The sequence below is a fragment of the Mycobacterium sp. 236(2023) genome (genome assembly GCF_029623955.1).
GTDB lineage: Bacteria > Actinomycetota > Actinomycetes > Mycobacteriales > Mycobacteriaceae > Mycobacterium.
Window position 1 is genome coordinate 1,755,941 of sequence record NZ_JARSBP010000002.1, and the last position, 10,918, is coordinate 1,766,858.

The following is a 10,918-nucleotide window of genomic DNA, read 5'->3' on the forward strand; positions in this document are numbered from 1 at the left end:
GGAAATCACAACACGCCGCTATGGTGCCTGCATGCACGGGTCCAGCGATGTCGAGCACCTCGTCGATCGGCATCCCACGGTCACGCCGGAACGACTGATCGCTCAGCTGATCCCGCCGCCCACGTTTGCCGATGTCAGCTTCCACTCCTACCGGCCGGATCCGGGGGAGCCGTCGCAGGCGGCGGCCGTGGAGACGTGCCGCACGTTCACCGAGCAGGCGGTGGCGCGCCGGGCGGGTAAGAAGAAGATGTTCGGCAAGCGCGAGGTGCTGCCCGGCGTGGGCGTGTATCTCGACGGCGGCTTCGGTGTCGGCAAGACTCACCTGTTGGCGTCGTCGTATTACGCGGTACCCGGACCGAAAGCGTTCGCGACGTTCGGCGAGCTGACTCAGCTGGCCGGGGTGTTCGGGTTCCTGGAGTGCATCGAGCTGCTGTCGGAGTACGTGCTGGTGTGCATCGACGAGTTCGAGCTCGACGATCCCGGCAACACCACGCTGATCTCGCGGCTGCTGTCGGCGCTCGTGGAGCGCGGGGTGTCGGTGGCGGCGACGTCGAATACGCTGCCCGAGCAGCTGGGTGAGGGGCGTTTCGCGGCCCAGGACTTTCTGCGCGAGATCAACACGCTGGCAGCGATGTTCACGACAGTGCGCATCGAGGGTCCTGACTATCGGCAGCGCGATCTGCCGCCCGCGCCGACACCGCCGAGCGACGCCGAGGTGACCGGCTGGGCGGGGGAGGTCAGCGGCGCGACGCTCGACGACTTCGACGCGTTGTGCGCGCATCTGGGGAAGATGCATCCGTCGCGCTATCTGACGTTGATCGAGGGGGTGACGCACGTGTTCATCACCGGCGTACACCCGCTCGACGACCAGAACGTCGCACTGCGGCTGGTGTCGCTGACCGACCGGCTGTACGACGCGGGCATCCCGGTGGTGGCGTCGGGAGCCAAGCTCGACACCGTGTTCAGCGAGGAGATGCTGGCCGGCGGGTTCCGCAAGAAGTATCTGCGGGCGACGTCGCGTCTGTTGGCGCTGACGGCGGCGGGTCAGGCCGGGCGCACCATCACGTAGTCCTGCTCCCAGTGTCCGCCGAGGCGGAACGTCTTGGTGCCGGCGACGGTGAAGCCGTGTTTGGCGTAGAAGCGCTGTGCGCGCACGTTGCGCTGGTTGACTCCGAGCCACACGGACGCCGCGCCGAGTGTTCTCGCGTGGTCGAGTGCCGCGGCCATCAGCGCCGCGGATACGGCGGAGCCGTGTGAATCGGGCAGTACGTACATTTTCGACAGCTCGACGGTGGGCCGCACGGTGACGGCTCCTTCGACGTCGGGATCGTCGGGGACTCCGCGAATCATGATGGCGTAGCCGAGGATTCGGGTGTCGTCGACGGCGGTGAGGACGGCGCGGTCGGGGTCAGCGAGGTAGTCGTCGAACCGCGCGGGGGAGAGGTTTTCGTCGATGAATGCTGCGATGTCGGCGGGACCGACCGACGGTGGGCAGGCCAGCGGGAAGGTGAGCGCTGCGACTTCGGCGAGTTCGGCGATCTGTGGCGGGCTGGCCGGGACGACTCTCAGGCCACGTTCCATTGGGCCAGGCGGAGTCCGGTGATCTTGTCGAGGAGCACGACGTTGGAGACGAGGTCGCGGTAGCAGTCCCACCAGACGCCACCGGTGAACGTCTGGCCGGGCACCGCGGTCTGCATCATGCGCTGCAGCGCATCGGGGGAGTCGCTGTTGCGGGGTTCGTAGGCGTCGGCGGTCGGTGTGACACCGCGGAATTGGAAGGTGATGGCCATCGCGTAGGGGGTGGGCGTCTTGACCGGTGTGATGGTCACGTCGGCGCGAAACACCTGGTAGCGCGGCGCTCGCGGCGGATACCCGAACCCCGGTGGTGGGGGCGACGGCACGATGTTGTTGACCGACACGTCGGCGACGAGGCCTTTGAACTCGACCCGCAGGGTGTCGCCGAGCCTGCCGATGGGAATGTCGGCCGCCGTGGCCGGGGCCGCGGTGACTCCGGCGAGGGTTGCCAGTGTTGCGGTCAGAAGTGCGAGCCAGCGACGCATGCTTGGCATGATCGCACACCTCCGGGGGTGGCTGGATGGTCTTGGCTGTCAGGGCTGCCAGGGCCCGACGCCGCCGACCTTGTCGATGCGGATCCGGGTGAGGTATCCGGCGGGTGCGTTCGGCGGCGGGAACCCGGCATCGGGCGCGGCTAGCGTCTGCGCGAGCTCGGCGAGCACCTCGGGTGCGCCGCCTTCGACGATGCGTGCCGTGCCCTGGATCGCGAGGTACGAGCGCATCACCGCGCCAGGGCCTTCCGGCGAGACGATGGTGAGCGCGACCCGCGGGTCGCGGCGCACGTTACGCACCTTCTGATGTTCGGAGAGGTGCGCGGCGACGAGCTCGTCGCCGTCGGGCGTCGACTGCAACGCCACCCACACGACGGACACTTGCGGGCTGCCGTCGGCGTTCAGTGTGACGAGCGTGGCGTCGGCGCCCCTGCCGATGAGTTCCCGGGCGGCCTCGTTGAGCTTCATGGCAGGTTCTACGGCTGCGCACGCGGTTTCATTCCCTCACGCGGCCTCCAACGCGAGCAGGGTGGTCTTGGCGGTCGGCCCGCCCACGTATTGGCCGGTGGTCCCGTCCGAGCGGACGACACGGTGGCAGGGGATGACGACAGGCAACGGATTGTGCGCGCAGGCGGTGCCGACGGCCCGCACAGCGCGGGGGCTGCCGACGGCGGCCGCGACCTGTGCGTAGCTTTCCCGCTGTCCGTAGCCGATGTCTCGCAGGTGCTCGACGACGCTGCGCCGGAAGCCCTCGGCGAGGCTCAGGTCGACGGTGACATCAAACCTTGTGCGGCGCTTGGTGAAATATTCGTCGATCTGGCGGGCAACGTCGTCGAGCCGCGACGGTGCGTGCAGGATGCGGGGGCTGAGGGCGGCCGCGAGCCGGTCCAGCACGGTGTCGTGGCCCTCGATGTCGAAGGCCACCCGGACGAGGCCCGCGGGGGTGGCTACCAGCAGCAGCGCTCCGACGGGGCTGTCGATCGTGCGGTAGGCGACGTCGAGAAGTCCTGCCGGCTCGGCGGCCGCGGCGAGCCGGTCGTGCAAGCGTTGCAGGGTGTCGCTCTCGTCGGGTACTGGCGCGTGAAAAGCGATGTCGATCATGATGTTTCGTCCTTGCTGTAGTGCGTGCGAAGGTTCTTGATGCCGTCGGCAGCGGCGCGGCGCGCAGCATCGGGTGAGTTACCGAGAATCGCGGCTATCTCGGTGAAGGGCAGCCCGGCGATGTGGTGGTAGGCCACGGCGTGCCGCTGCTTGACGGGAAGGCGTTGCAACGCCGCCCACAGATCCGGATCCCGCGCTTGCGGGTCGGCGCGGCGGTCGGCCTGATCGGGGAGCGCAGCGGTGGGGATCGCGCGCCGCGAGGTAGCTCGTCCGACGTCGAGGGCGCGCCGATGGGCGATCGTCACAAGCCACGCTTCGACGTTGGCGTCCGCCGGCAACTCGGGGTAGGCCTTCAGCGCCGACAGGAACGTCTCGGACCACGCGTCCTCGGCGTCGTCGGGTCCGACGACCGCGCGGCAGACCCGCAGCACCGTCGCGCCGTAGTGGGCCACTACCTCTTCGAACGGTCGCACCTTCACATCATGAAGACGTCCGCGGACATCCGGATGTGAGATCAATTCTTCGTGAACGCCTCCAGCGCTGCCACCAGCTCCCGCTCGAAGCGCTCCCAGTCGATGCCGAGGCCGTGCAGCACGCCGTCGTCGTCCTCTTCTTCGTACAGCGCGAGCAGGATGTGCTCGGTGCCAACGTAGTTGTGGCCCAACCGAAGTGCCTGCCGAAACGTCAGTTCCAGAGCTTTCTTGGCGCGACTGTCGAACGGGATCAGTGCTGGCACACCCTCGACGCGCGGCGGCAGCGTGACGTGGTCGCCGACCACCGAGATATCGATTCCCTGGTCCGCAACCAGTTTCGCGGCCAGCCCGGTGGGGTCGTGGAACAGTCCGAGAATCAGGTGCGCGGGCAGGATCTCGGCATTGCCCGCGGCGTGCGCCTTGTTCTGCGCCTGAACGATGACGTTGCGGGCACGCTCTGTGTAGCGGCTGAATCCGGCGTTGGGGTCCAGCGCGGCGGTATCGGCCGGCGCCCTCGGAACGAACCGTTTCTGAGCGGCCTGCTTCGTGACACCCATGCATTTGCCGATTTCGGTCCAGGACGCGCCGGAGCGGCGCGCCTGGTCGACGAAGTGGCCGATGAGGTGATCGGCCACCTCGTCGAGCGACTCGGCCGCCAGGACGGCGTCGGTCAGTTGGTCGAGCGGCTGGTCGTGGACGCGTTTGATGACCTCGATGAGGTCGTCGAGGCGGACGGGGTAGCTGATCTTCGAGGCGTCGCTCATGCGTCAACCATAAGTTGACGCATGAGCGACGTCAACCGCCAGTTGACGATCAGCCGCGGGGGTATCCCCGCCGCACGGTGCGGTCCAGGATCCCCAGCGTCCCGCGCAGGGCCAACTCGGAGACAACAGGAAAGATGTTGGCGTCGCGCCAGTGCTGGTCGATGTCGGACCAGTCGTAGAACGACGTCACGACGGTGCCCTCGTCGCCGGGTTCGAGCCGGTAGCCGTATACGTGCCCGATCTGCGGGCGGATCTGACCCAGAATCGTCCACGCGATGAGCTTGTCCTGCTCGAACTCGGTGATCTGCACGGTCACGTCGTAGCGCCCCAACTCGGGAAAGTCGTTGAGGGCCTCGCGGTCCATGTGGATGACGAACGTATCGCCGACCGCTGCGGCGGGGTCGCCGTCGGCGTCCTGCAACATTCCGGTGGCGTCGATGGCGACGTGGCCTTGCGGGTCGCACAGGACGGCGAAGATGTCGGCGGCTCGGGCGGCGATCGTGCGGGGCACTTCGATGCGGTCGGTCATGGGTCGATCGTGTCATGCAGTGGCATGAATCACTCAGGTGTTTCGTTTGCGGGTAAGTCTGGGCATCCAGAGTTCGATGAGGCCGAACGAAAAATCCACGATGCAGCCCCGTATGCTGCGGCGAGCGTTGGACTTCATCCACGAGAACGCCCAGTACGACATCACTATTCGGGACATCTCGGCGGCTGCCGACGTGACACCGCGGGCGATTCAGTATGCGTTCCGCGAACATCTGGAGACGACGCCGCTCGAATATCTGCGACGTATCCGGCTGGAGCGCGCACATCGCGAGCTGCAGTCGGCGGACCCAGCATTCGATACCGTCACGTCGATCGCGGGACGATGCGGGTTCAGCCATCCCGGCCGTTTCAGCAGCGCCTATAAAGAGGTGTTCGGGACAGAGCCCAGCCGGACACTACGGAGTTCGTAGCGCGTCACATCGGTGTGAATCCGACCCCGTTGAACTTCCCGGCCTGCCAGCCCTGTTCACCCATGCACACCAGCGGGCGGCCATCGGGCGCCTGCGCGGCCGACTGCGGTTTCGGGCAGGTGCTGCCGATATCGCGGACACCCACCAACTCGTAGCTGGTCTGCCAGAACCCGGTGTAGATGGGCGGCCACTGGTTCGGGATCCAGCGACACTGCAGCGCCTCGCCACCGGGGCCGCGGCCGAATGTGAAGAGATCCATGTTGGTGCACGGCCCAGTCAGGTGCGCGTCGTAGTTCATACCCGGTACGTCGGTGTCGTAGTGGCCCGGGTCGTCCCAATAGATCGGGGGTTGGGCGTGCGCGACGGGAGCTGCGAACAGCGCCGCACCTACTGCGGCCGCCACGAGCATTCTGCGGATCATGTTCCACCCCTACGTCGTCGGAAACCGTACCGGCGTCCTGCGAACAGTAACCGGTGGGGCGGGGGTGACGGGAGCTTTCGGACCCGAGAACGATCTCGGCCCGCCACCCGGGGGGTTGGTGGCGGGCCGAGCGATCGGGATTGACTTGGGTCGCTCTTTCAAGCGGACACCCTTGAAATTAGGACCCGAACCTGAGAAAGACCTAATAGATACTTAGGGCTCTGCTTCGAAGATTGCGGCCGAGGGTCAAGCGCTGAACTTGCTCAACTCGGCGGTGGCACTGCGTTCGACGAACAACGGGACGAAGTCCCGGATGGGCCGCCCCTCGAAGCGCGCGTACTGCTCGTGGACCACCTTGGTGACCTGAGCCGGTTCAACTGTGGTGTGTGCATCGGCCAGGCGCTGCGCCAGTTGGTCGATGATCTGCTGTTCACTCAACGCGATCACGGTTTCAGCGTGCCTGTAATCAGGGGTGCAGTCAATCCGTGTTCTAGCGCGGCGGGTCGGATTCCAGGGGCAACGCGGTGAACGTGTGGCGAACCTCAAATGACCATTGTGACCGCTCGCCGATTTGCGGCTATTTCAGTTTGAGGACAGACGCCGGAACCCAATGTGTCACAGGGTCCTTTTCCGTTCCGTGTTTGATCCGATAGGTCACCAGTCCCCACCACCGGCCTTGCTCGCTCAAGGCCCAGCACGTCAACTGACCCTCGACGGTCGTGTCCATCTGCAAGCCCTTTGGGTGGTATTTGCCATCGCAATGGGCTTCCCGCGGAAACAGGGCGACGAGGTCGATCAGCACGGCGCGATGTGGATGGACGCGGCGAAAAACGGCGCGCAGCGGCTGGCCTCCGTGACCGATCTCCTGCATCGCCATCGTTCGATCATATGTTCGAAATCAAGAGATGCGACGCGTTGAAGTGAGGTAAGGACCGTTGACCTCACTTAGCGCAAAGCACTGTCCTGGTGCGTGTCGTGCGGAAACGACGAAGGCCCGGTCGAAACCGGGCCTCGCGTGCGTGAATCATGGTGCGCGATACTGGGATTGAATAGGTAGTCAGCAACCTCTCGCAAGCGCGGTCGATGAGCTTAAATACGGTGATAAGCTGCTGTTATGCCGCCGAAAATCATCGAACACATGTGGACACAGATAACCACGTTCAGACACCCTTATTGCATGTTTATTGCATGCGACGGCGCGAATCTGGGCGGGTTTCAGTGACGCGGCAGCGGCGCAGCTTCGGGCGCATCCGTAAATGCCAGCCTTCCGGCAGGTATCAAGCTTCATACGTCGGCCCGGACGACAGATTGCATAAGGCCCCGGAAACGTTCGCCGCGAAGGTTGACGCTGAGGGATGGCTGACTGACCGTCGCCGGGAGATTGATCGCGAGCTGTGGAGCCCGCCAGCCACCCAGGAACAGAAGAGGACGAAGAAAGCCGCAGAGGTTCGTTTTGAGGATTACGCGAAGAGTTGGGTCACGAAACGCACTGTGAAGGGACGGCCTTTGCGACCGCGAACGGTGGAGCATTACGGCACGCTCTTGCGCGATCACATCAATCCAACGTTCGGTAAGAAGGCTATGCGGGATATCAGCATGGAGTCTGTTGACCGCTGGCACGACAAAGTCGCGAAGACTGCTCCGACCACCAGAGCGCATGCGTACGGACTGCTGCGCACGATCCTGGAGACTGCGAGAACGCGGGACGGACTGATTGATAGCAACCCGTGCCTCATCCGTGGGGCGGGCACTACGGAACGAAAGATCAAACCAAAACCGGCGACGCTGGATGAACTGGCAAGCATTGTGGAAGCGATGCCGGAACGCTTTCAGCCGATGGTTCTTTTGGCTGCGTGGTGCGCACTGCGGGAGGGGGAGTTATTCGAGCTGCGCCGCCGTGACGTGAACCTTCAAGATGGCGTTGTGTCGATCACGCGCGCTGTAGTGCGGGTCAAAGGCGGTTTTCAGGTTGGTCCACCCAAGTCTGACGCCGGAATCCGTGATGTCGCGATGCCCGCAGCGATCCTGCCAAAGCTGAAGGCGCACATGGAATCTGAATACATGGCGGCTGGTGATGATGCGTTGTTGTTCCCGGCTACGGCGGGCGGTCATCTTCAGCCGTCAACGTTGTATAGGCACTACTACAAGGCTCGTTCGGCGGCGAAACGAACTGATCTTCGGTTCCACGATTTGCGGCATACGGGGGCGACGATGGCGGCGCAGATGGGTGCGACGTTGGCTGAGCTTATGGTCCGTGTCGGTCATTCAACGCCTCACGCAGCGATGAGGTACCAGCACGCAGCGCAGGGGAGAGACGCCCTCATAGCGGCGAAAATGTCAGAACTGATTCAGGGGACGGCCGAAGGCCGCAAGCGAGTCACGCTCCACCCTAATCAGGCGCGGTCCTATCCGCTTGGCTGAGATCGTCCCGGCTGCGATGTATCGGCGAATGGTTTTGGGGTCCACGTCTAGCCATGTGGCGGCTTGTTGGATTGAGACGTGGGGTGGTAGTTCGTGGGTTGTCGTGTCCATGTGCCCGCAGACTAGCGAGCGTTACCGGTCAACCGTAGAGATACAAGTCTTGCGCTGATCAGTGACGTGCTTGGGTGTGTCGGCGGGTTGCGATTGTGTCTGTGGCCCTGCCTAGCCTCTGAGGGGTCAACCAATTCCGATCTAGGATCACAATTTTTTAACAATATTCTAAGGTTATGTTCGACAATTGTTCTTCGATTTTCGGAAATTCCTGAAACAATATACTTAGGAAATAAAGGGTAATTGCCATCGTCGGGATGACAGACGGAAATCCTTTCCCAGCGGGCGGGCTCGGCGCTATAACCGGGCGTGGTGGATAACCGGGTGGCTGATCCGCGCATTGGCGCGTTAATAAACGTACTCACCCTAAGCAGTCCAAAAAACTGTGAGCGACCTCTAGGCCAGATTTCGACCTAAAGACGTTCTAGTTCCAAAAAGTAGGACATGCAAGTAATTGCTTCAAACTGGAACGGGTGGACATCCGAACCACCTGCAACGCAGGTGAGAGCGTCAGCGAGTCGTTCAAAGCCGAAGGCGTTATCGGTGCGAAAGGAAGCGTCCCCGGCAGAAGCAACGGGGAGTTCTTTTCAAAAGAAAAAGAAACAGATTTCGGGAGCTCGTCAGGCGAACAAAACCCGCGAAACTTAACCGCTCACGCGGAAAAAACGGCAAGGATGAGAGGAGATATTCAGATGACGCTTTCAAGCACACTGAACACATTTTCTAATCCCAAGCCTAAAGACAACGGGCTGACGCCCGAACCCGGCATCTACCACCTAGGTGCCGACGAATACGAAATACGTATTTCCCAACGTCACCATTGGTACGCGATGAAACACGAGCCTGACGGCTCAAAAACCTACATCGCACAAAACCTCAACCTTGCCGACTGTGAGCGTCAGCGAGCGTGCTGGGGATGCCAAACCCTAGGGCTGATGGGTTGCGCCGCCCACTCCCCACACATGGACAACCTGCGAACCCGAACACTGACAGACCTTCTCTCATCCTGAGCCCTCCGAAGGAGCACCACATGACCGTCTACACCTGCGGTGCCTGCGGGCAACCAATCTCACCCGGACAGGGCTACATCCACACCTCCGCGCATGGGGACTGGCAGATTCACCACCGTTCCTGCGCTGGGGATTTGAGCCACCACGTCTGCTACGGGGTCACCGCCGATGGACTGGACATTTACCGCCTGCACCGAGCGAGCCGAGAGAGGACACCAGCATGACCCGTACACCCTGGCGCGTGGAAACCCGACGTCCCCGCGTTGAACAGTCGGTGGAGAAGTATCAACCACACTCGGTGAATGTTGTCGGCAGCGGCCCGCTGTATGACCTTGTATTCGACTGCGGCACAAACGAACCCGTCAGGGTCGTGAACATAACTACCGATATGGCGTTGATCCTGCGTCACCGACTGAACAAGAAACTTGAGGAAACGATATGACCAAAGGAATCCCAGGGTTTGTCTACGCGCCGGGATGGCTAGCTGTAGGCGTCGGTGGTCACCTGATTCGCTCCACCGATGGGGACTACAGGGTGCTTAGATTCCTGAACCCTTCAGGCGAGATTCTGAACGTCGCCGTCGCTGATGACACCGTGCTTGAAGGTGTACGCACTACAGCTCAGGATCTACAGCTCGCCACTATTGAGGCGGATCAGGTCTTCCACGATCTAGGGTCGTATGAGACAGCCAACCGAAGGTAGGGACTAAAGCAGATGGGCCAACAGATCAACGGGTTTATGCGCACCCGCAATGAGTTCGGTAGTCACTACAAGACCGAGTTCGATTGGGATGCTCCTACGTCAGCAGCCGATGACGATGCATTCGTGAGCGCCGCAGTCAAGCAGTTCGAGAAAGAACTACGAAACGCTATTGCCACGTATCCGCGCGAAGAGTGAAGACAAGACGAAGGGGGTGAATCCGACATGACGTTCGGACTGAATAAGCCCTGCCTTGTGTGCGGCGAACTGACACCTGACAGCCGATGCCCCGAACACAGAATCAAACGCACCTATCCGCCGACACCCTCACGGCGAAAACGCCACCGGCCCGGAGCACTAGACGCACTATCGAAGCGACTGCGGGCACTGTCACCGTTCTGCGAGTATCCGGGCTGCGGCGCAACGGAACCCCTTGAGCTAGACCACATCATCCCCATCAGCGAGAACCCCAAGCTAGCCCTAGAACCCTTGAACTGCCGGATCTACTGCCGACACCACAACAGGGCACGCGGAAACACCGTCACCGACGCCGAACGCGACCAGGTCTACGCAGCCATAGCAGCGCGGAACCGACGACAGCTAACCGCCTGAACCTGCACCTTCACCCATCCGTGCAGCAGCATGGCATCACCGCAGGTCCACAGCCGGCGATCCGTGACCCCGAACATCAGCAACAGATCGCGACTGCTCCGCCCGAAACACCCTCTGATCAGTGCAAACCCAGACCCCCAGGGGGTAGGGGTGAACGTTCATCGCAGCGGACAACCCTTGCGACAGCGCAGAGACGATTACTTTTTTCGATGGCTGGTTAGGCGCGTAGGAGGCGGGCGAGCATTCCACGGTGTGGAGGGACAAACCGATAGACCGTGTAG

The 10,918-nt window shown here is 62.7% G+C and carries 17 protein-coding genes; 6 read left to right on the forward strand and 11 right to left on the reverse strand.

What is annotated here, in order from left to right:
* The first annotated feature begins 31 nt into the window (after nt 1-31).
* Nucleotides 32-1,069: a cell division protein ZapE gene (zapE, locus tag P9A17_RS11000; RefSeq protein ID WP_278038560.1), complete on the forward strand. Its 1,038-nt coding sequence runs from the start codon at nt 32-34 to the stop codon at nt 1,067-1,069.
* Here zapE and P9A17_RS11005 read toward each other — a convergent pair.
* The 7 genes from P9A17_RS11005 to P9A17_RS11035 are packed head-to-tail and all read right to left on the reverse strand — an operon-like array spanning nt 1,045 to nt 4,933.
* Nucleotides 1,045-1,581 (reverse strand): GNAT family N-acetyltransferase, encoded by a 537-nt coding sequence (locus P9A17_RS11005; RefSeq protein ID WP_278038561.1) that lies wholly within the window; start codon nt 1,579-1,581, stop codon nt 1,045-1,047. The genes zapE and P9A17_RS11005 overlap by 25 nt on opposite strands.
* Nucleotides 1,566-2,060 carry a hypothetical protein gene (locus tag P9A17_RS11010; protein WP_278038697.1) on the reverse strand — a complete coding sequence of 165 codons (495 nt, stop codon included), beginning with the start codon at nt 2,058-2,060 and terminating at the stop codon, nt 1,566-1,568. The genes P9A17_RS11005 and P9A17_RS11010 overlap by 16 nt, the downstream gene beginning before the upstream one ends.
* A 48-nt stretch (nt 2,061-2,108) precedes the next feature.
* Complete coding sequence (locus tag P9A17_RS11015) at nt 2,109-2,534, reverse strand: PPOX class F420-dependent oxidoreductase (RefSeq protein ID WP_278038562.1); 426 nt, start codon at nt 2,532-2,534, stop codon at nt 2,109-2,111.
* Nucleotides 2,535-2,570: 36 nt separating this feature from the next.
* Nucleotides 2,571-3,167 carry a methylated-DNA--[protein]-cysteine S-methyltransferase gene (locus P9A17_RS11020; protein WP_278038563.1) on the reverse strand — a complete coding sequence of 199 codons (597 nt, stop codon included), beginning with the start codon at nt 3,165-3,167 and terminating at the stop codon, nt 2,571-2,573.
* Nucleotides 3,164-3,646, reverse strand: a complete 483-nt coding sequence (locus P9A17_RS11025; RefSeq protein WP_278038564.1) for a sigma-70 family RNA polymerase sigma factor — start codon at nt 3,644-3,646, stop codon at nt 3,164-3,166. The genes P9A17_RS11020 and P9A17_RS11025 overlap by 4 nt, the downstream gene beginning before the upstream one ends.
* A gap of 35 nt (nt 3,647-3,681) precedes the next feature.
* Nucleotides 3,682-4,404 carry a Clp protease N-terminal domain-containing protein gene (locus P9A17_RS11030; RefSeq protein WP_278038565.1) on the reverse strand — a complete coding sequence of 241 codons (723 nt, stop codon included), beginning with the start codon at nt 4,402-4,404 and terminating at the stop codon, nt 3,682-3,684.
* A gap of 49 nt (nt 4,405-4,453) precedes the next feature.
* Nucleotides 4,454-4,933: a polyketide cyclase gene (locus P9A17_RS11035; protein WP_278038566.1), complete on the reverse strand. Its 480-nt coding sequence runs from the start codon at nt 4,931-4,933 to the stop codon at nt 4,454-4,456.
* A gap of 100 nt (nt 4,934-5,033) precedes the next feature.
* Here P9A17_RS11035 and P9A17_RS11040 point away from each other — a divergent pair, with 100 nt between their 5' ends.
* On the forward strand, nt 5,034-5,363 hold the full coding sequence (locus P9A17_RS11040) for a helix-turn-helix transcriptional regulator (protein ID WP_278038567.1): 330 nt from the start codon (nt 5,034-5,036) through the stop codon (nt 5,361-5,363).
* A gap of 4 nt (nt 5,364-5,367) precedes the next feature.
* On the opposite strand, the gene P9A17_RS11045 is transcribed toward P9A17_RS11040, so the two are convergent.
* The 3 genes from P9A17_RS11045 to P9A17_RS11055 form a co-directional block, all read right to left on the reverse strand.
* Nucleotides 5,368-5,784, reverse strand: coding sequence for a hypothetical protein (locus tag P9A17_RS11045; protein WP_278038568.1), 417 nt, complete (start codon nt 5,782-5,784; stop codon nt 5,368-5,370).
* A gap of 246 nt (nt 5,785-6,030) precedes the next feature.
* Entirely contained in the window at nt 6,031-6,231 is a 201-nt protein-coding gene (locus P9A17_RS11050) for a hypothetical protein (protein WP_278038569.1), read from the reverse strand.
* Nucleotides 6,232-6,361: 130 nt separating this feature from the next.
* Nucleotides 6,362-6,655 carry a hypothetical protein gene (locus P9A17_RS11055; RefSeq protein ID WP_278038699.1) on the reverse strand — a complete coding sequence of 98 codons (294 nt, stop codon included), beginning with the start codon at nt 6,653-6,655 and terminating at the stop codon, nt 6,362-6,364.
* 317 nt (nt 6,656-6,972) lie between these two features.
* Between P9A17_RS11055 and P9A17_RS11060 the strand changes: the two genes are divergently transcribed.
* Nucleotides 6,973-8,205, forward strand: a complete 1,233-nt coding sequence (locus P9A17_RS11060) for a site-specific integrase (RefSeq protein ID WP_278038570.1) — start codon at nt 6,973-6,975, stop codon at nt 8,203-8,205.
* On the opposite strand, the gene P9A17_RS11065 is transcribed toward P9A17_RS11060, so the two are convergent.
* Nucleotides 8,122-8,316 (reverse strand): helix-turn-helix domain-containing protein, encoded by a 195-nt coding sequence (locus tag P9A17_RS11065; protein WP_278038571.1) that lies wholly within the window; start codon nt 8,314-8,316, stop codon nt 8,122-8,124. The genes P9A17_RS11060 and P9A17_RS11065 overlap by 84 nt on opposite strands.
* 473 nt (nt 8,317-8,789) lie before the next feature.
* Between P9A17_RS11065 and P9A17_RS11070 the strand changes: the two genes are divergently transcribed.
* The 3 genes from P9A17_RS11070 (at nt 8,790) to P9A17_RS11080 (ending at nt 10,223) form a co-directional block, all read left to right on the forward strand.
* Nucleotides 8,790-9,326, forward strand: a complete 537-nt coding sequence (locus tag P9A17_RS11070) for a hypothetical protein (protein ID WP_278038572.1) — start codon at nt 8,790-8,792, stop codon at nt 9,324-9,326.
* 220 nt (nt 9,327-9,546) lie between these two features.
* Entirely contained in the window at nt 9,547-9,768 is a 222-nt protein-coding gene (locus tag P9A17_RS11075) for a hypothetical protein (protein WP_278038573.1), read from the forward strand.
* A gap of 272 nt (nt 9,769-10,040) precedes the next feature.
* Nucleotides 10,041-10,223, forward strand: a complete 183-nt coding sequence (locus P9A17_RS11080; RefSeq protein WP_278038574.1) for a hypothetical protein — start codon at nt 10,041-10,043, stop codon at nt 10,221-10,223.
* Nucleotides 10,224-10,918 lie beyond the last annotated feature (695 nt).

Excerpts from the sequence above, each read along its gene's own strand:
- zapE (WP_278038560.1), top strand. The coding sequence starts at position 32 with ATGCACGGGTCCAGCGATGTCGAGCACCTCGTCGATCGGCATCCCACG.
- P9A17_RS11005 (WP_278038561.1), bottom strand. The coding sequence starts at position 1,581 with ATGGAACGTGGCCTGAGAGTCGTCCCGGCCAGCCCGCCACAGATCGCC.
- P9A17_RS11010 (WP_278038697.1), bottom strand. The coding sequence starts at position 2,060 with ATGCGTCGCTGGCTCGCACTTCTGACCGCAACACTGGCAACCCTCGCC.
- P9A17_RS11015 (WP_278038562.1), bottom strand. The coding sequence starts at position 2,534 with ATGAAGCTCAACGAGGCCGCCCGGGAACTCATCGGCAGGGGCGCCGAC.
- P9A17_RS11020 (WP_278038563.1), bottom strand. The coding sequence starts at position 3,167 with ATGATCGACATCGCTTTTCACGCGCCAGTACCCGACGAGAGCGACACC.
- P9A17_RS11030 (WP_278038565.1), bottom strand. The coding sequence starts at position 4,404 with ATGAGCGACGCCTCGAAGATCAGCTACCCCGTCCGCCTCGACGACCTC.
- P9A17_RS11035 (WP_278038566.1), bottom strand. The coding sequence starts at position 4,933 with ATGACCGACCGCATCGAAGTGCCCCGCACGATCGCCGCCCGAGCCGCC.
- P9A17_RS11040 (WP_278038567.1), top strand. The coding sequence starts at position 5,034 with ATGCAGCCCCGTATGCTGCGGCGAGCGTTGGACTTCATCCACGAGAAC.
- P9A17_RS11045 (WP_278038568.1), bottom strand. The coding sequence starts at position 5,784 with ATGATCCGCAGAATGCTCGTGGCGGCCGCAGTAGGTGCGGCGCTGTTC.
- P9A17_RS11055 (WP_278038699.1), bottom strand. The coding sequence starts at position 6,655 with ATGCAGGAGATCGGTCACGGAGGCCAGCCGCTGCGCGCCGTTTTTCGC.
- P9A17_RS11060 (WP_278038570.1), top strand. The coding sequence starts at position 6,973 with ATGCGACGGCGCGAATCTGGGCGGGTTTCAGTGACGCGGCAGCGGCGC.
- P9A17_RS11065 (WP_278038571.1), bottom strand. The coding sequence starts at position 8,316 with ATGGACACGACAACCCACGAACTACCACCCCACGTCTCAATCCAACAA.
- P9A17_RS11075 (WP_278038573.1), top strand. The coding sequence starts at position 9,547 with ATGACCCGTACACCCTGGCGCGTGGAAACCCGACGTCCCCGCGTTGAA.
- P9A17_RS11080 (WP_278038574.1), top strand. The coding sequence starts at position 10,041 with ATGGGCCAACAGATCAACGGGTTTATGCGCACCCGCAATGAGTTCGGT.